The sequence below is a fragment of the Clostridiaceae bacterium HFYG-1003 genome (assembly GCA_024579835.1).
Lineage (GTDB): Bacteria > Bacillota > Clostridia > Clostridiales > Clostridiaceae > JG1575.
The window spans coordinates 207381-226678 of sequence record CP102060.1 but is presented as its reverse complement, the minus strand read 5'-3'; the positions used below and the strand labels follow the sequence as shown (position 1 = coordinate 226678).

The 19298-nt window shown below is 43.6% G+C and carries 15 protein-coding genes and 6 pseudogenes; 5 read left to right on the top strand and 16 right to left on the bottom strand.

What is annotated here, in order from left to right; all coding sequences use genetic code 11:
- The first annotated feature begins 83 nt into the window (after positions 1-83).
- Entirely contained in the window at positions 84-689 is a 606-nt protein-coding gene (locus tag NQU17_00955; protein UUM12155.1) for a recombinase zinc beta ribbon domain-containing protein, read from the top strand.
- 187 nt (positions 690-876) lie between these two features.
- On the opposite strand, the gene NQU17_00950 is transcribed toward NQU17_00955, so the two are convergent.
- The 5 genes and pseudogenes from NQU17_00950 to NQU17_00930 form a co-directional block, all read right to left on the bottom strand.
- Positions 877-2652: an oleate hydratase gene (locus NQU17_00950; protein UUM12154.1), complete on the bottom strand. Its 1776-nt coding sequence runs from the start codon at positions 2650-2652 to the stop codon at positions 877-879.
- Positions 2653-2792: 140 nt separating this feature from the next.
- Positions 2793-3368: a TetR/AcrR family transcriptional regulator gene (locus NQU17_00945; protein ID UUM12153.1), complete on the bottom strand. Its 576-nt coding sequence runs from the start codon at positions 3366-3368 to the stop codon at positions 2793-2795.
- A 246-nt stretch (positions 3369-3614) separates the two neighbouring features.
- Positions 3615-5219 carry an IS1634 family transposase gene (locus NQU17_00940; protein ID UUM12152.1) on the bottom strand — a complete coding sequence of 535 codons (1605 nt, stop codon included), beginning with the start codon at positions 5217-5219 and terminating at the stop codon, positions 3615-3617.
- 609 nt (positions 5220-5828) lie between these two features.
- Positions 5829-6092 carry a helix-turn-helix domain-containing protein gene (locus NQU17_00935; protein UUM13439.1) on the bottom strand — a complete coding sequence of 88 codons (264 nt, stop codon included), beginning with the start codon at positions 6090-6092 and terminating at the stop codon, positions 5829-5831.
- Positions 6093-6128: 36 nt separating this feature from the next.
- A pseudogene (locus tag NQU17_00930) lies at positions 6129-6296 on the bottom strand (cyclic nucleotide-binding domain-containing protein).
- 290 nt (positions 6297-6586) lie between these two features.
- Between NQU17_00930 and NQU17_00925 the strand changes: the two are divergent.
- A complete protein-coding gene (locus tag NQU17_00925; GenBank protein ID UUM12151.1) occupies positions 6587-6919 on the top strand; it encodes a cupin domain-containing protein in 333 nt (110 codons plus the stop codon).
- Positions 6916-7530 (top strand): 4Fe-4S binding protein, encoded by a 615-nt coding sequence (locus NQU17_00920; GenBank protein ID UUM12150.1) that lies wholly within the window; start codon positions 6916-6918, stop codon positions 7528-7530. The genes NQU17_00925 and NQU17_00920 overlap by 4 nt, the downstream gene beginning before the upstream one ends.
- Positions 7531-7687: 157 nt before the next feature.
- Here NQU17_00920 and NQU17_00915 read toward each other — a convergent pair.
- A pseudogene (locus NQU17_00915) lies at positions 7688-7945 on the bottom strand (rubrerythrin family protein).
- A 588-nt stretch (positions 7946-8533) separates the two neighbouring features.
- Between NQU17_00915 and NQU17_00910 the strand changes: the two are divergent.
- Positions 8534-9697, top strand: coding sequence for an IS1634 family transposase (locus tag NQU17_00910; protein UUM13438.1), 1164 nt, complete (start codon positions 8534-8536; stop codon positions 9695-9697).
- On the opposite strand, the pseudogene NQU17_00905 reads toward NQU17_00910, so the two are convergent.
- From NQU17_00905 to NQU17_00865, 9 genes and pseudogenes are all read right to left on the bottom strand, one after another.
- Positions 9680-9979 (bottom strand): annotated as a pseudogene (locus tag NQU17_00905) (rubrerythrin family protein). The gene NQU17_00910 and the pseudogene NQU17_00905 overlap by 18 nt on opposite strands.
- Before the next feature lie 288 nt (positions 9980-10267).
- Positions 10268-10465: pseudogene (locus tag NQU17_00900) on the bottom strand (4Fe-4S binding protein).
- A gap of 524 nt (positions 10466-10989) precedes the next feature.
- Positions 10990-11139: pseudogene (locus NQU17_00895) on the bottom strand (rubredoxin).
- A 67-nt stretch (positions 11140-11206) separates the two neighbouring features.
- A complete protein-coding gene (locus NQU17_00890) occupies positions 11207-11983 on the bottom strand; it encodes a P-loop NTPase (protein ID UUM13437.1) in 777 nt (258 codons plus the stop codon).
- A gap of 65 nt (positions 11984-12048) precedes the next feature.
- A complete protein-coding gene (locus NQU17_00885) occupies positions 12049-12276 on the bottom strand; it encodes an ErpK protein (protein ID UUM12149.1) in 228 nt (75 codons plus the stop codon).
- Positions 12236-13990, bottom strand: a complete 1755-nt coding sequence (locus NQU17_00880) for a transposase (protein ID UUM12148.1) — start codon at positions 13988-13990, stop codon at positions 12236-12238. Before NQU17_00880 ends, NQU17_00885 begins: the two co-directional genes overlap by 41 nt.
- Positions 13991-14152: 162 nt before the next feature.
- Positions 14153-14524 carry a hypothetical protein gene (locus NQU17_00875; protein UUM12147.1) on the bottom strand — a complete coding sequence of 124 codons (372 nt, stop codon included), beginning with the start codon at positions 14522-14524 and terminating at the stop codon, positions 14153-14155.
- 188 nt (positions 14525-14712) lie between these two features.
- Positions 14713-15705: an IS5 family transposase gene (locus tag NQU17_00870; protein ID UUM12146.1), complete on the bottom strand. Its 993-nt coding sequence runs from the start codon at positions 15703-15705 to the stop codon at positions 14713-14715.
- A gap of 89 nt (positions 15706-15794) precedes the next feature.
- Positions 15795-16358 (bottom strand): recombinase family protein, encoded by a 564-nt coding sequence (locus NQU17_00865; protein ID UUM13436.1) that lies wholly within the window; start codon positions 16356-16358, stop codon positions 15795-15797.
- A gap of 543 nt (positions 16359-16901) precedes the next feature.
- Between NQU17_00865 and NQU17_00860 the strand changes: the two genes are divergently transcribed.
- Entirely contained in the window at positions 16902-17852 is a 951-nt protein-coding gene (locus NQU17_00860; GenBank protein ID UUM12145.1) for a 3-hydroxyacyl-CoA dehydrogenase, read from the top strand.
- 143 nt (positions 17853-17995) lie between these two features.
- On the opposite strand, the pseudogene NQU17_00855 reads toward NQU17_00860, so the two are convergent.
- A pseudogene (locus NQU17_00855) lies at positions 17996-19151 on the bottom strand (IS3 family transposase).
- Between the last annotated feature and the right edge of the window lie 147 nt (positions 19152-19298).

Sequence of the window (19298 nt, the reverse complement as noted above, 5' to 3'; positions counted from 1 at the left end):
AGGAGGGGATAACAAGATGGAAAGGACTGATTTTCTCAGACATTACAATGGTTTCAGGAGTTTGCAGATCGTTACTAGTATAATTGTTTGCAAAACTTAGATTCTCTAACATGATTGTCTGTGGTGGCTGCGGCGAGGTGTTCCGCAGGGTTCACTGGAACAACCGAGGCAAGAAATCAGTTGTTTGGCGGTGTGTCAGCCGCCTAGAAAACACTGGTCCTTTCTGCGAGGCCCGAACGGTACCGGAAAGCCAAATCGAGCAGGTGCTGGTTACCGCCATCAATCAGACGCTTTGCGACAAGGACAGCTTCCTTGCCACCTTGCGGGAGAATATCGAAACGGTTATAGCCCAAGAGAACGACCAGACTCTTGCAGGTATCGACGCGCGGCTTCAGGAGCTTCAGACAGAGCTTTTGAAGCTAGCCAACTCCAAAGTCGATTACGAGGACGTCGCCGACGAGATTTTCCGCCTACGTGAGGAAAAACAGAAAGTGCAACTCGAAAACATCGGCCGGGATGAACTGAAAAATCGCATAGCTGACATGAGCGTATTCCTACAGGAACAGCTCACCGCCATCGCCGAATACGATGAACCGCTTGTCCGTAGGCTGATTGAAAAAGTTACCGTTTACGAGGACAAATTCACCGTGGAATTCAAGTCCGGCATGACGGTGGATGTGGAGGAATAACCAAAAAACAAAACCCTGTCAGCCGTTAAGCTGTCAGGGTTTATTCTGTTTATTAAACCGCCAAATTGTCAGCATACTACTCTGGGTGCGTTAAGACTCATAAGAACCCGCTCATGACTAAGAAACATGAAGAGCTGCAGTTAACCATGAATAGCGACTTTTATCGTCCACTGAAATACTAATAAAGTCAGACTACATGATATTCCTTCAGTAGTTTTTCAATATCGGTACCGTTGGCTTTTTTGAGGATTGCTTTAAGTGCTAATTTCTCAATCAAGCCCTGGTCCATATCTGTAATTGTTTTGCCGTCGCGCAGCTGTACGGTCGCTTTCAGCAAGTCACGGATATCATAGGTGCTGCCCCAGACCTCTGGCACACCGCGATCAATATTAAGCAGGGTATAGACCGATTCCATACCGGTTCGGACGGAATATTCCGTCGTAAAAATCGTGTCCCGCGCCGTTTCGGCAAACTGCCCGAGGAACGCAAAATTTACGCTGCCCTGAGGTACAACAGCGGGACGATCACCATCACGGCGGGGCATGAAAAAGGCGGTAATATAAGGCATCATACAGGGAATGGTATTAGCGCTGTGTTCTGCCAACCCCTCGATCTCGCTCTCTGGCACACCCATGTGATATAGCCATTCCATGCAGATCTCCTTGCCGGTGCACTCGCGCATGGGCTTCTTCACATAATTTCCGGGCTTGTCGCTGAACAGCCCATAAATCCATCCAACCAGTTGACCCTTCGGCTGGCTGCGGAACTGCGGCTGACGGTTGAATGTCCAACTGAGCAGCCAATTGGAATCCCGGACGGTCACGATGCCGCCGGTGACCACCTTGCCGCTTAAGGGATCACGCTTGCAGATTTTTTGGATATATGGGGGAATACGGTCATCCAGCGTAGTCACAGTCGCTGACATCCAATTGCTTTGCTCAGGGTCGTAGCAGAATTTATCCGGGTGTCCAAAGGACGGGTCTTGCACCGCGATTTTGCGCCACATATCCCATCCGCCGCCTTCTTTGATTTCGGCCTTGAAGGGTGCGGCTTGGTTCTGACTACCAAGAGTCGAGTTTTCAACGCAACCGCCATTAGTGATAAAGATCAGGTCGTTTTCGGTCAGGTCGATGTTTTCCTCGTTGCCGTCCCGAATGACCTCAATCCGCCTTGCGACCTTTTTCTCCTTTTGAATGTCGAACTCCACGTTAATAACCTTGGTGCCGTAATGGAACTGGACGTCAAAGGACTCCAGATATTTTATCATCGGCAGGATCATGGACTCATACTGATTGTACTTTGTAAAGCGGAGCGCCTTGAAATCCGGCAGGCCGCCCACATGATGGATGAACCGCTTAATATAAAGCTTCATCTCCAGCGCGCTGTGCCAATTCTCAAAAGCAAACATAGTGCGCCAGTACAGCCAGAAATTTGAATTCAGAACATCATCGTCAAAAACCTCATTGATCCGCTTATCATACAATTCCTCATCCGGCGTAAAAAAGAGCTTCATGATCTCCATAGCACCCTTGTCAGAAAGGCCGAATTTGCCGTCAGTGTGGGCATCTTCACCGCGCTTGACCGTCGCTCGCATCAAAGAGTAGTTCGGGTCATGCTTGTTGAGCCAATAGTATTCATCAAGCACGCTAACACCCTCGGTTTCTATAGACGGTATAGAACGAAACAGATCCCACATACACTCAAAGTGGTTGTCCATTTCACGACCACCACGCATTACATACCCTAAGTTATCATACTGGTAGCCATCGCACGCACCACCTGGGATCGGGTCTTTTTCAAGAATATGAACCCTTTTTCCGCTCATTTGTCCATCACGGACAAGGAAGCATGCCGCCGAGAGAGCAGCCAGACCGGAACCAACAATATAGGCGGATTTACGTTCAACCCCTTCGGGTTTTTCAGGATGTGCAAATGCTTCATAATTTCCGTTTGAATAATACATAACCAAACCTCCATTTGTCTTTTTGTTTAAGCTTCTTATATTAGTAAGTTTAGTCTTTACCACAGAAATTACTATAGGCAATAAAAACACCATGATAAAAATTATATCATGGTGTTCAGAATGTAAAGTTTTTTATCAACTTAGAGAATTTGATATGTTTTATCGATCCGGTATTTGTTCAGGGCTCTTGTAATATCTCCCTCAATCAGGATGCTTAGCCGGTCGATGATTTGCTGTGGGTCTTTTTTCATCCCATTTCTAATCCAGTCCAGCATTAGACCGACAAACGCGAATTTGAAAAAATCGGCAATGAATTCTTTATCCTCGTCCCGGACCTGCATCCCAACAGCTTTTTCTTCAATCACCCCAATCAACAAATTATGGGTAAGCGAATACAGGTAAGTTTCGACCTGTTCTCGATTGACAAACTGATATACATTCTGAACAAACGGCTTATTATCCAAAACTGCTTGAAAAATCTGCTGAAATCCTTGTTGCCAGGTGTCGTATGTTTTCTTTCCGTCGAGCGCTCTTGCGGCATCTTCCACGCAGGACCACTCGACCAAATCGTAGATATCCTTAAAATGATAATAAAATGTCATACGATTGATTCCACAGTCTTCCGTAATATCCGAGATTGTTATTTTGTTAACCGGCTTTTTTAACAGCATTTTTTTCAATGATTCTTCTAATGCTCTCTTAGTTATTTGTGACATACAATACCTCCTTCAAAGTGGTCGAAATCCAAGCAGACCACATTTAATTTTAATTACATTCGAGTACCCATAACACTTTCTATTATACAGTTTAGAGCTGCCGTCGCAGCCTTCTAACCACACAACCTCGGATTTTTCAAAAAACATCTAAATCGACCACTCGCAAACACATGTTATCTAAATCGACCACTCGTCAGACCCTGCCATCTAAATCGCTCTGTCGCTTTCAACCTACGTTCCCGGAATCTATAACGATGGTGGAGTTATTCCCAACGACAGGAATAGCTCCTTCTGTTTTTTTGTCACTTCACCAATGACTTTTCCGACCTCAGGTGCCTGAAACACTTCAATGAGGTCCACTTCATCCAGTACTCCCTGGAGCGTCCATCGATCGAATAGCTTCGCTTCCTGCATCTTCTTTTTCAAGTAGGACAAGTAGATTAATGCGATAAACCCTACAAATAGCTTGCCATCAAGGGCAAGTTCGGAAGAAACCTGCATTCGTCTGAAGTTTAGACGATCTTTCAAATTGCCGAATCCTTTCTCCACAATGTCTTTGCTGCGGTACAGACAGAGCGCTTCGAAGGGATCGCGAACATCGTTGGACAGCATCGCAAAATAGCCATAGTTGCGGATTTCAGCCTTCATGACGTCTTCCTTTGCCGTTACCTTGACTCCACGCTTTGGTGTTTCGACGACATCAAAGTATTTGGCATAATCTTTGGCGTGATAGTCTTTGCGTTCGTTATGGGTCAGTTCATAGTAGAGCTGCGTGTATAGTTCATTCTGGTCCACTCGGTCCTTTGCGGCTTTCTCATCGTTATAGAACAGGTGCAGGTATGCCCGGCGTTTTTCGGTCAATACGTCGCCCTTACGGGGACGATCCTGCGTATACTCCCATTCGATGGAACGGCAGATCCCATACGTGCCAAATTGAGGATCCAGGTTGCTCCAAAGCTGCAGATTGTCCCGTTCTTGTTCCAAGACCTCTTTCACGTAGTTCAGATTCAAGCGCAGGCCGATCAGAAACTTCTGATGGCTCTGATAGACCCAGTTGATGTTCTCTTTGCTGTAGAACCCCCGATCCAGGACCATGTTGACTTTCTGATACCCCATCACATCAAACTCCTCAATCAGTCGCTTGATGGTTTTCACATCCGTGATGTTACCGGGGAGTTTGCGGTAATAGAATGGTAATCCGGATTCCTCGCCAAACAGCAGAGCCAGGTTGAACTGAGGCAGTCGGTCGCCTTCCTTGTTCTTGCCCATCTTAACCTGCGCCAGGGTGTCTGAGTAACTGGAGATGGAGGTTGTATCAAATGCCCAATATTCCTTCTCGATTCGACGCTTGCCTTGTTTCTTGAAGAAGTTCATCCGCTGATCTTCTGTGATGCTCTGAAACAGCTCACTGGAGCGCTGTGAGGCAATATCTTTACCGAAGGGATGGCGATGCAGTCTGTGCCAATGACTGAACCGGGACAGGGAATTATTCTCCTCCATGATCAGATAGTAGGCCAAAGAGAGGATCTGTTTGTATTCGTTGGGAAAGCAAAGCTTCAAGTCTTCTTCCACACCAGTCTCCTTGCCAATTTGATCCAGCAAGTAGGAAGCCCCCATGAACTTTCGTTCGGTGTTCAAAACAGGAATAGGGCCCTGCTTGGGTTTTTCAGAAGGCTCAGCTGCCCGCTTGCGATAAGGGCGAGTCTCCACGATCTCACCGGTCACGGGGTCTACTTTACCAATCAATTTGCGGGTAGCTCGGGACTGTTTTTTCTCTGGATCCCAATATGGCTTGTTATCATACGCGTAGGTGATTCCAGTCTTCTGATTTTTGCTATAAATGATGCCCATAAGTTTCACCGCCTCGTTCTAATTATAATATGTAACGATGTTGAAGTCAAGAAAAAAGTGCCAAAAACCATTGATTTTCAACACTTCTAGGATTTTTCATCGTTACATAGTTCGGGAACGTAGGTTTCAAAATCATGCCTTTGGACTTGTTCCCACGGAGCGAAATTTTCACGATTTTTGCACAGATGATTTTCACTCTCAAAACTCAAAAAGCCCTTATTTCAAGCCTTTTTCACACACTCACTTATCTACTGTGACATTATAAAATATAATGACGCAAATTTTTAATTATTGACGCAAACTGTAATTAATGACACAAACCGCGTAAACCTTTAGCGGCAACGGTTTCCTAGACTATTTTACTTTCTCTTTTAAAAATCCGTTTTTTGGATTGTGTCATTATCTATTAATATTCCGTGTCATTATTTATTACAAAGCAACAACTACCCTCGACATCAATACTACCGTCTCCACGTGGCCGGAGTTTAGACAACCGATGTCATTTGGCCAATTTCAATACCTCACGTTAGTGGGAACATGTCAACGCTTATAGGTTGAGACGTTGGAACTGATGTCTTGCCATATTGATTTATTTGAGAAAAAATATAGCTAGCTTTTTAATGTAATGGTACGGGCATTGTACTCTATCAAACCATCCCTTCTCATTTTATTCAGCTCCCTGCTCAGTGAAGTTCGCTGTACCCCCAACCTGTCTGCAAAGTCTTTTTTAGAAATACCGAGTGCTATGGTATTACTTTTTTGAAGGTAACATTCGTATTTTAAATAATCTATAACACACTGTCTTATTGTCTTAAGTGAAATTGCGTTGATCTTGTCCGTCAAAACGAGAGTTCTATCAGATATGGCAGTCATTAAACCGACCATAAAACCAACATTTTTTTTGCTAAGTTCAAGTATCAACTCTCTATACATATGAAGTACAACAGTTTTGGATTCAGCCACCACCGTCATAGGATAAGAATTTCTATGTGAAAATATCAGATTTGCTCCCAAGATATCCCCACCTAAAAAAACAGATATTGTAAGCACTCTTCCGTTTTCATCTATTTTCTGAACAGATACCGTTCCATATTAAATAATATCCATTGTATTACAGTGCTCATTTTGAAGGTATATGATTTGTCCTTTGTCATACTGGCTTATCCTATACCTGAATGAACCAAATACCGAATATAACTCTTCATTTGTAAATCCACTAAAAAGATCCATTTTCGAAATTACATCAACATAAATATCAAAATTTATTTTTCTCACCACCTAAATAGTTTCCTTGGTAACTATATTATACCCCACTCTGTTGTATGATTATATATATTTTATATTTTAAATTGAAAGGAGCTTTCGATATGATAGAAAAACTATATGATTTTTCTAAAAAAGATACAAAACAGATAGAGAAACTAGTTGATGACGAATCTATACTCATAAATCACATGATTTTACCTAAAGGAGAAGGGGTCCCCGAACATTATTCAAATTCGAATGTATACATGGTTATTATCAAAGGAATTATGACTTTAAAGCTTGATGATCAGGAACCTCAGAAATATGCACATGGCAAAATTGTCAGCATTCCCTATAACACTAAAATGAATGTCTATAATTTTGATGAATGTGTTCTGGATTTTTTTGTACTCAAATCTCCTAACCCTACGAACTATAAAGAGGTATCAGTATGAAAAAAACATTACAGCGTGTAATTCAAATACTCTTTCTTGCTCTTTTCGTTTTCCTAATTATTAGTGGTAAAGTACAGTTATGGATGGGGCTGTTTCTTTTAGGTATCGTCTCATCGTTTGTGCTGGGGCGTATCTATTGTGGATGGATATGTTCAATCAATACCGTCATGATTGGTGTTACATGGATAAAAAAGAAGCTTCATATAAAAAGTATGAAAATACCATCGTTTTTAACAAAAGCATGGGTACGTTATGTTGCCTTAGGTGTATTTGTCATAGTTTTTATTTTTACTATGTTTACCGGAAAGAAGCTACCCATTCTACCTATTTTATTTATGATAGGAATGTTATTAACCTTTCTTTTCCCTGAGGAGTTATGGCATCGCTACTTATGCCCATATGGCACTATTCTTAATCTGTCATCAAAAACATCCAAGTACCATATGGCTATCGATTCTCACAAATGTAATAACTGTGGTGTATGCATGCGCGTGTGCCCCGCAAAAGCCGTCGAAAAATATGAAGATCATCATGAAATTCACAAAAGCGATTGTATCGTATGTATGGAATGTTCAAGAAAATGCAAACAAGAAGCTATTAGCTATAAATAGTAACAAATAAAAACGTTGGCATTAATTACATCAACTGCCAACGTTTTTATCTATCAATTCTCCCGATAAAAATTTTTTACCCAGCCATCTTATATATTTTTCAATTGTTGAAAAAGCGAATTACATGACAAAGAAAACAACTTCAAGAAGTGATGTTTTAGTATTTAATAAATTTGTCCCCTGGAACACCGCAGATGCTGCACTTATCTGGCTGGAATTTTTCGATATTTCCGCAGACAGGGCAGAGATAATAGAAAACCTCCTCAGTCTGGTCAAGATTTTCTAGTGCATCCTGATAAAGCCCAGCATGAACCTCTTCGGCCTTCATCGCAAAGGTGAAGGACATAAGGGCGGCTTTATTTCCAACGGCTTCGGCTTCTTTTACAAAATCAGGATACATTTCCTTCCTAAATTCCCGCTATATTTTTATAACAACACTTTGGATACATTCTATCCCTTTGCAGAAGTCCGACCTAGAGCCACTTAGCTTATAAGTGCTTCCCTATAATTATTGAATACTCATCTGCTTGTTGTTATAATGTTTATAACAACAAGTGAGGTGGGTGTTATGAGTTTTGAGGTAATCCAAAAGGTGGGCCGGTATCAATATATTTATTTAGCCGAAGGGTTTCGCAATAAAGATGGCCAATCGCGGCAAAAACGGCGACCGATCGGCAAGATCGATCCTGAAACAGGACATAAAGTGTACAAAGCCGAATATCTTGAGGAGCTACGGATCTCTGGTAATCCCATTCAGATCCCTTCCACACAAACCATGTTTTCCATCGAAGATGTCCGCAAATCATCCGTTCGCTCCTATGGGCTGTTCTGGCTGTATCGTTCCCTATCTGAACGACTTGGTTTGATCGATGCCTTACGGCAAGCGATCCCTGATTACTGGCAGGAACTGTTCATGTTGGCCTGCTATATGATTTCTACCAGTGATCCACTTCTTGATTGCTCTGACTGGATCTCAGGCACAGAGTCGTATCCGGTGGGCTCGATGACCTCTCAGCGAATCAGTGAACTTTTGATTTCTATTACGGATCAGCAACGGAATGATTTTTATAAGAACTGGTGTGAGGCCAATCCAGCTGATGACTATTTGGCTTTGGACATCACCTCTGCATCATCCTATTCGGAACTGATTGATGATGTGGAATGGGGATACAATCGCGACCACGATCATCTCCCCCAGATCAATCTTTGTATGCTGATGGGGGAAACCAGACGGCTGCCGATCTATCAATCCCTATTCAGTGGAAGTCAAAAGGATGTCCGTACGCTGACGACCACCTTGAGTCAGTTTGAGGCGATCACAGAGAATCGGGCAATCACAGTAGTGATGGACAAAGGGATCTACAGCAAGCGGAATATCGATTTTCTGCTCAATGACACCGGCAATGGAACAGTGAAGTTTTTAATCGCGGTACCATTTACCGCCGCTTTTTCCAAGCAGCAAGTGGAGAGCGAGCAAAAAGACATCGATCGTGTGGAAAACACAATTGTCATCAATGACAACTCGATGAGAGCCGTCACCAAAGAGCGGTCCTGGGATCCGCAGAACAAAATATACACGCATGTTTACTACAGTGCCGTGAAGGCAATGGGAATTCGTGAGGACCTGTATGCATCCATTGCTCTATTGCGTGAAAAGGCCATTGAAAACCCAGAAAAATGGATTAATGACGAGGAATGTAGAAAATACCTGGTGATTCGAAAATCCGATAAACAAGCCAGCGGATACACCGTCAGCATTCGAAATGATGTCGTTGAAAAAAGTCTGGAAACGGCAGGTTGGGTGGTCCTGATCAGCAATGACATCAGTGATGCCAAAAGAGCCATGAGCATCTATCGAGACAAGGACGTTGTAGAAAAAGGCTTCCTTCGTCTCAAAAACAGTATTGACTTAGGGAGACTACGTGTCCACAGCGACAACGCCGCTCAAGGGAAACTATTCGTCGGCTTTATTGCCTCTGTTATCATGTCTGGGATTAATCAGGTGATGAGTGACAAGGATCTATACCGTAAATACACCATGAAAGAGCTTCAGTGGATCCTGGCCAAACTCCGAATCCAAGAGATCCATGAACACATCATCATTGCACCGCTAACAAAAGACCAGCGAATGATCTTTGAGGCATTCGACATTTCCTTGGGGGAGTGATGTTGTTATAAATTCGGGCGGGATTTCAGGTTCCTTGTATTCATGGGTTTCACCTGCAATGCCATCCTTTAGGTTATCAACTGTTGAGCTGATTTTTCCTGCTACTTCAAAGTGCTTTAAGGCATGGATGGTTTCTGCGTCGGATGCAGCCTTGAAAAGCTTAGCTGCGTTGAGCTTTCCATCTTTTTCTGCTTTCTTTGCATAAGCCAGGTACTTTCTGTTTGCCTGGGATTCTCCGGCGAAAGCCTCCATCAGGTTATCAAATGTTTTGTTTTCACTCACTTTATTGTCCTCCTTGTTTTTAAATAGAGATTCTAATAGTTTGTTCACAGCATCTTTTGGGAATCCTTCGGGTTGAGTTTGATCAAGAAGTGACTGCAGAAAATCCTTCGCATTTTGACTTTGGGGGATCATATAGCCTGCTTCTCGAATGATATCCTCAGCCATGATATGGTTGGATTTTTCGATGGCGGCTGCCAGTTTTCCTGGTAAACCTAAAGCGATATTTTCCTGCTCGGACTTACTGCGCATTAGCACCTTCATCGCACCGATTACAGCTTCTGTTTTAGGCTGCTGGGCTGGGTACTCAAAAGGCACCATCGAAATTGCACCGGATGGACAAGCATCAGCACAATCTCCGCAGCCGATGCACTTTGATACATCTATGATGCTGTTTTCGGTGTCAGTAGCACCGGTAGGGCAGACGTAGAGGCACAAGCAGTCTTTCGTGCACAGACGTATATTTCTCACCGCGTATTTTTTAGACATTCTCATGACCTCCCTTCAACTTTTTCAAATTTCCAATTCGGCACCTTACATACTGGACAAATATCCGGCGGTGTATCTCCTACGTAGACAAAGCCGCAAATGGTACATACGTATACGCCGGTATTTTGAAGCATGGTGTCACCCTCTTTTTGATACCGGTTCAAAAGAGATTTAAAGATGCGGGTAACTTTCTCGCTCCACACCAGGGCGCGAAGTGCACCTCGATCGTTGATATTAGATGCTACAGCATTGGCATTGGGGAAGCCTTCAGCCAGGTCTTTTTCAATAAGCTCGACCAGTTTATCTACACTTGGTTCTTTTGCAGGTGCTGTTACTGTCTTGAAGAAGCCAGCAAGTTCATTGAAAAGAGCAGCTTCTTCAGCTTTATACTGCTTCTCACAGCCTCGCGCTAGGTTAGTACAGAGTGCGCTGATTTCCAATGGCGACATTTCTTTCATATCGCTGGATGACTCAACGACCGATATCGGTTTTTTCACTACTGGAGCAGAGGGCTCACCTTGCTTTTCAAAATCCGATTTTGCAGCTCCACAGAGCGGACAAACCCAATCCTCCGGCAGGTCTTCCCACTTTGTGCCCGGTGCAATGTCAGCTTCAGGAATACCCGCTGCTTCGTCATAGATGTAACCGCAGATGGAACATACATATTTGCTCATGCTATCTCCTCCTTTTCATAACTAATTTTATCAAATATATTTGCTAAATATCTAACAATGATGCCTTTTAGTTTCCGCATTCGTCATGGTGCTGATGCTCGTGGCATACAGAACCTGTTGTCTTTAAATCACCTTTAAGATAGCTTTCGGCTGCTGCTCTCGCATCGCCAGATGCACCCACAACAACCTCCACGTTTCTTTCGTTGAAGATCTCCACTGCGCCGCCGCCCATACCGCCACTGATAATCACATTTACACCACGGTCAGCCAGGAAGTTCGGCAAAAATCCGGGCTTGTGTCCGGGATTGGGTATGGAGTCTTCATTCGTAATTTTTCCGTTTTCAACATCGAAAAGTAGGAAATTAACGCAATGTCCAAAATGCTCCGTTACGTTTTGACCTTCACCTGCAATTGCAATTCTCATCGTTTCTTTTTCCTCCATTTTTTCTAATATATTTGCTATAGGATCGAGCCAGGTTCCGTCATAAAGTTCTATCATGCCTCTGTCACAGGCGGCTGAAATCTTAGGATCAATTGGTAGCTTGGCAAGAACTTTCAATTTATGCTTTTCAGCAATTTCATCAATATGGCTATCGCCAAATATCTTATAATCCCTATCATTATCCGGACATTTGAAATACGACATATTCTCTACTAATCCTATGATAGGGATATTCATCATCTCCGCCATCTTAGCAGCCTTTGAAACTATCATAGAAACTAGCTCCTGTGGTGAAGTTACAATAATAATTCCATCTACAGGAATGGACTGAAAAACAGTAAGCGGCACATCACCAGTGCCCGGCGGCATATCAATGAACATGAAATCCACGTCGTTCCAAATGACTGTTAACTTCTCACGTTTTACCTACTCAAAGTCCTAATCAGCACCTGGTTTTGCATTTCTTATCAATCGATACTCCCAAGAAATGCCATGATTTCAGCATAAGTTTTGCTGCTTTTCTCAACAGCTTTGATCAGTTCGGTTCTTTGAATTGACCTCTGCTTTTCCTGGAGGTCTTCGAGTTCCTTCGCGGCATTATCATACTTGGCCTTAGCCTTTTCAAAATTCTCCTTTGCCTGGGCTATCTTCTCGTCAATAGAGATTGTCTTCCTCGTACGCGCCATCTTCCTCATCCCTTTCTGGCATCGCGGCCACTTTTAACAGCTCACTTAATCTCGTTGCGCTGGTTTTGATATAGTTTTCATCGATACCGAAGGCTTTCAGTATCGTCTTTTGTGTTGCGGTTATGGCGTGATCAAGCCGGTATACGTTATCCATCTGCCGCACCATTTCGATTTTTTCCAGCTCTTTCAGCGCAGCTGGAACGGTCATGTAATTCGGCTTCTTTGCCATTTCTTTCATCATTGCTTTTAGTTGCGTATAAATCTTGCACCGCACAATCAACGCCACAAATTCAATGAATATCTTCGCGGCGGCAGACTCATTACCCGCGACTCGCAGGCTTTTATTGCCCAGATAGGATTTGTCTCCACGGAATAGCTTCTCTGATGCATCTCGGCTCTTATACAACGAGAGCGCTTCTGCTGCTGTCATTTTTTTGGACGTAACGATCACAAAGTATCCGCAAAGATCAATTTCCTTCTCGATCACTTCGCTCTTTTCTTTTGCATAAAGAAACTTTTTTGTGCTATCATTCTTTTCATGGGTAAAGATTTCAAAATACTCATGATAGGCATCTCCGAATGTCAGCGACTTTCCCTCCTGTTTTTTTAGAAATTCCGCCATTTTTTGAATTTTATCTTCCAGGCATCCACGCTCTGCACTTTCTTTTTTCACTTTATGATAGAGATGGAAATATCGATCCATTTCATCATCCGCATAGAGCTTCTCCTGAATCGTCTTCCCGTAGGCCTGATATTCAGGAATCACGCAAGACCTCTTTTTCTCAAAGCTGCCTTTATGTTTCAAGATGATCTTTTCGACAAAAGAAGCCATCCCCTTGACCATGATCACGAAATCATACTGGCACGCGTCCATGTACTGAATATTTTTCTTGCTGAAATATCCTCGATCAAGAATAAAACCAATCTTGCGATAGCCATATCCTTTTGCCTTCTCCAACATAAATTGCAACTGGGACACGTCGACGATACTGCCGGGGTAGGTTTCATAAAATAGCGGCTCTTTATTATCCACATCATAGGCAATCGAATAATTGAATATGGGGACGCCCTGATCATCCTTGGGATGCCCGAATTCAGCCATCTCGATGTCGCCGGCCTGACAGTTTTTGTTGGTTGAATCGTAGGAAATATAAATCTGCTCCCGGTGATTCCGGGATGCATTCCATTGATTGAGGAATCCGACTTTGTCATCGCTTGTTATCGATGAGAGAAACCGAGATACCGTGGAGTCACTGTAGATCGTCATGTCCTCTGTTAGGAGCGGATGATTGTAGGCGTAATCCGGATAGTATTGCCCGGCATTATTTTCACAGATAATAGAATAAGCAGCCAGATCAAGAAACAGTCCGACACCTCGGTTGTCCCAGTAATCGGAAAGAATTTCAGGTAGTTTGTATTCTTCCATGATCTTGCGAATGACAAGAAATGCCCCGACACGAAGGCAACTGCTGCGATCGGAATGATTCCGTTCATCGGGCAGGGCGACCTCTGGGAAAAACTTGATAAAATTTTGGTTTGGCTGCATCATCGCTGGATCCACCCTGGACTGTTTTCCAATCGTAGTTCGCTGGGGAACGTTATACTTCTTTTCGGCGTTGTAATGACGGGCATAGGTGTATTCAATATAAGTGGTTTCACCGCGCCGGTTCACCGTAATTTTGCCTGTATTTTCCGGAATCTTTACGAGAAAATCGTAGTACATTTTTACTCCTTTTTAAGAATGATATCCTACTCAATTAAGCATAGCAAAAATCCCGCATTTCCGCAACCGAAAACGCGGGGAACAGGCTCTATTCCTTGCTTTAAATAGGTTCATTATGGAATTAATTAGTGTTGAGTAGGAGAAATCATGGGAAGTTCACATTTATAGTATCTCAAAAATAAACTCGCAAGGTTTTTGCCCCTTGCTGTTAATCGGTGATGAAACAATTTCTTTTGTTTTTAGCTCAACGCCCAGTTGTAGCTGTAAGTGACACCGAAATGAGCCGGCACAACAAAAGCAATAAGAAAGCGGCATAGTGCGATCATCTTTATCGCCTGTGAGATCAGAAACCGTCATGCCCTTTTTTACGGCGGCGGAACAGACGCATTTGTATTTTTCATTTCCTTTGTATGAAAGAATTCCTGTCAATAAATTGTTCCCGTTGAAAATAATTTTTTCCCAATCAAAAATATTGTTATTCAGATGATTTACCTTTTCATCTAACGATTTCCCAGTCAGGTCTTTTCCAATCATTTTGCATTGTTCTAAAAATTTCTGTCCACCTCCACAAGCGCATGAATCTAAGGAAACACTGATTATTTGAGGTTAACGTTTCCCAGTTCGGTCATTATGTTGTTTTTTTGCTCATGGGTGCACAAAAATGCTGGATTTTAGTGCGATTTCAGCCCGTTTTGTGGGCTAACCCCCAATTTTGGGCGCACTTATCCCATGCAGAATTCTTTCGTTCGTTTTGCACGAATACAATTCAACAAATTGGCGCTGGCAAACAAGATGTTGAATCTATTCAAATTTTTGCTGATCCCCCGATAAACTACTTTGGCATAACCAAAGAACCGTTTGACGATCAAAAATGGGTGCTCCACTTTGCTTCGAACGGATGATTTGCGTTGTTCAATTGCCCGGTCCCACTGGATCCCGGGATAGTTCTTATTGGTCTTGATCTTGGAAGGGCGAACATTGCTGCGAAATTCAATAGTAGATAAGTGCGGATCCTCGGTGAATTCTTTTCTTGACTCGACTCCATTATAGCCGGAATCTCCGTAAGCTACTTCATCATCGGGACGAATCAGTTTGTGTGTCTCGTTTATGTCATGGACATTGGCCGCAGTCCCTGTGACTGTATGGACATACCCACTGCCGGCGCAAACTCCGGTATGAACCTTCATCCCAAAGTACCACTGATTGCCTTTCTTTGTCTGGTGCATCTCAGGGTCTCGTTCTCCCGTCTGGTTCTTGGTAGAACTGGGGGCTGCAATAATGGTGGCATCCACGATGGTGCCGCCATGCATCATTAGTCCGGCAGATTCCAAGCGTCTGGTGACATCATGAAAGATCTTCTCCCCCAAGAGATGGCTTTCCATTAAATGGCGAAAGTGAAGAAGCGTGGTTGCGTCAGGCACTTGCTGCGAGATGAAGTCCAGCCGCATGAATTTGCGCATGGCATAACTGTCATAGATGGCGTCTTCCATTGCAACATCGGAGAGGTTAAACCAATTTTGCATCAGGTACATCCGAAGCATTGTTTCAATTTCGATGGGCTTTCTGCCGCGTTTTCCCTGAGGATAGTAGGGGCGAATCATCTCGACCCAATCTTTCCAGGGAATGATAGTTTCCATAGAATCAAGAAACTCTTCTCTCTTTGTAGTCTTGCGGCGATGTGCGTATTCAAAATCACTGAAAGTCTGCTGCTTCATAAGAAAAACCTCGCTGGTAACGTAATACTTAAATTATATCGTGAGAGCGTTCCTCAGAGTTACAGAAAACAGAATTAATCAGCGTTTCCTTAGCTCAAAAGCATTTCCTGGAGCCTTCTGATTTCGCCATCAATCTCTTCCGCTCGATTCTCCGTATCTTCCTCCAGAGTGCTCTGGATGTTTTCTCTTAAGATGGCCAGGACTTCATCCTTTTCATTGAAGGTTTCGTTGATGGCCATCACCACAGCCTCCTGCAGGGTTTCTTCTGCCAAGGTTCTGGCAGTGCAGCCAACGGGTCCTTCCTGAACCCTGCAGGCGCAGCGCCACACCGCTGATTTGCGGCCTCGGTTGTTCCATTTGATTCGCCGGTAAATGTCATCGCATCTTCCGCAAAACACAATCCCTGACAGGGCATATTTCCCACTGTAAATCCGCTTTCGACCAGTGCCAGTCAGATTGGCTCTTCGAGTAATTTCTTCCTGCACTTTCAGAAAAAGATCTTTTTCGATGATCCCCTCGTGACTATTCTCCACATAATACTTTGGCACCTGCCCCTGATTGGTTCCGCGCTTTTTCTCGAGGATATCCACCGTATAGGTCTTTTGAAGGATGGCATCGCCGATGTATTTCTCATTGGTGAGGATTTGTTTTATGTTACTCTCATGTCTTGCAACCGGAACAGGTTACCTTTGAGCTGTGACGGTCTTTGCAATACCCGCTAAGCTTACAGTTAAACCGGTAGCTGCAAGGATTATATGGCCGGTTAAAGCCCCCTTTTTTCACAACTAGTCTGCGCGTCTTGACCTCATTTGAAATCGTTGTAGGGGACTTGCCTAAATCTCTAGCGATTTTACGAAAGAGCAGGCGGCATCGAGTTTAATTTTTATCTGAGTTCTATCTTCCAAAGACAGATGCTTATTCTTAGTCATGGTGACCTCCTAAAACAGAAAGGACACCACACAACTAGAGCTGACTCCTTGTTTAATATACATTATTTAAAAGAAACTTGTCTAACTAAACTGGAATAGGCCCCTTGCCAAAGTAAATTAGACGGCCCCCGCCTAATAGTGTCCAGATTACTTTGGCATTCATCTTGAATCATTGTATTATAGACGATTTTTCTAAAATACTTGCTATACTTACCCATCTCAATTATAATTTACACAGTTAATATTTAAGAAAGAGGTTTTTAGTTTATGAAAAAGTTAGTTGTCGCCGGTGGCGGAGTTTTAGGTAGCCAAATTGGCTTTCAGGCAGCTTTTAAAGGCTTGGAAGTAGTATTCTGGTTACGCCATGATGATTCAATAGGCAGAACAAAACCGAAAGTTGATAATTTATATAAAATTTATTTAGGCGAATTAGAAGCCCTGAAACCTCTCTTAGGTAAAAAAGATGCTTCTTATCCACGTGGACTGATTGATGATTTTGCCGGCTTAGATGAAGCAAAAATAGAACAGCTGAAAGAGAATGTAAAGCGTGCTTATGAGAGTGTCACTTATACCACAAATTTAGCGGAAGCAGTTGAAAACGCAGATTTTGTGATTGAATCCGTTGCCGAAATTCCCGATGTAAAAATTGATTTTTATTCAAAAATGGCGGATTTATTACCTGAAAAGACGATTATCGCAACCAATTCTTCTACCTTATTGTCCAGCTCTTTCGCCCAATATACCGGCAGACCGGAAAAATATTTATCCATGCATTTTGCCAATCATATCTGGCGCAATAATCTTGCTGAAGTGATGGGACATTCAGAAACCGGCAAGGAAGCTTTTGAAGCCATTGTCAACCTGTCTCATGAAATTGGAATGATTCCTCTGAGAGTCAATAAAGAACAGCCCGGTTATCTCTTAAATTCACTTTTAGTACCTCTGTTAAGTTCAGCTCAGGCATTACTCGCGAATGAAGTATCTGATTATGAAACCATTGATCTGGCATGGAAATTGGGAACAGGTGCTCCCTATGGCCCATTCCAGATTTTAGATGTTGTCGGATTGGAAACTGCATATAATATCGCTTCAATGAGAGCGGCTCAGGAAAAAGATGAAAATGGTATACAGCATCGCATTGTAGCAATGCTCAAAAAATACATTGAGGCCGGTAAAACAGGTGTTAATGCCGGTGAAGGTTTTTATAAATATAAATAAAACTGATAAACCTAATTTATTTATTAAATATTGTCATTCATTTGCGCAGTCAAGTCCTTAATGTTGGTGTAAATTACCTTTCGGTTGAATAAAGTGCCCCCTATTGTCAAGACACGGATTTTGATTTCATCCGAACACCTTGTTCAGGCTGCGTGATGGGTTGATTGGTTCTGGCAGAAAGCATAGGGGGTAAGGCCCCTCAGGGATGCATGCGGACGAATGGTGTTGTAGGTGTGGATGTACTTTCTGATCCCTGTGATCATCTCCTTTGGTGTCTCGTACTCCTTGATGTAGAGGTCGTCGTATTTCAGACTGCGGAAGAACCGCTCGGTCCGTACATTATCCAGTGCCTGTCCTTTGCCGTCCATGGAGACCTTAACATCGCAGGAGTCCAGGAGCTTAAGGTAGGCGGGACAGGTGAAGTGGCTCCCCTGATCCGAGTTCATGATCTCAGGCTTTCTCTCGCACAAGGCACGCCTAAGGCAGCGCAGGACAAACTCCTTCTCGAGGCGATAGCTGATCTCATAGTCGACGATCCTGCGGCTGAACCAGTCGATGATGACGAACAGGTACAAGAAGCCTTTCTTGAGGGAACATAGGTGATGTCGATCCCCCATACCTGGTCGATTCGCTCGATAACCAGGTTCCTCAAAAGGTAGGGCCGGACGTACTGCGCGTGGTATCGTCGGGAGAGGTTCGGGCCAGGATACAGGGCCTGGATGTCCATCAGGCGCATCAGGCGCCGAACCCGCTTACGGTTGATGTCGTGGTCGGAATTGCGCAGATAGTGGGCTATCTTGCGGTAACCCCAGGCCGGGTGCTCCAGATGGATCTTGTCGATGATCGTCATTAGGGTAAGATTCTCTTCTGATTCCCCGTGGTCTATCCGCTCCTCCTTTGTACGGTAGACGCTGGTCCTGTTAACGTCAAGCATTCGCACTGACGCTTGACGGTCAGGGTCTCATTTTCTGGGGTTACGAGTTCGGTGCGCTCCTTGTGGTCCAAAGACTTCGTCAGATTTTTTTTTAGCCAGTCACACTCGATGCTGAGCTGACCGACTTTTTGCTGCAGGACCGCGATCTCTTCCTCTTTTTGGGCGAGCGCCTCTTCCTGATCGGACGGTCCGCTCTGGAAGATCTGGGCTGCCCGTTCCTGGAACTGGCGTTGCCAGCTGCTCAACGTGGCAGGTGCGATTTGATGGATCTGGGCTAGTTCATTGAGCGAGTGCTGTCCGCTTAAGAGCTCCAGCACAACCTTTGCTTTAAAATCAGGGCTATAGATTTTTTTCTTCTTACTCATACTCTCCATTCTATTCGGATGGAACCGGTTTGTCGTGTCTCAATTCCTGGGAGCATTATAAAGTGTTCCCCGAATATCGGTGGACGAATGCTAATATGGTCCAAAAAAATATCCGCACCCCCCTATAGGACGATTAGTTCCGGCATA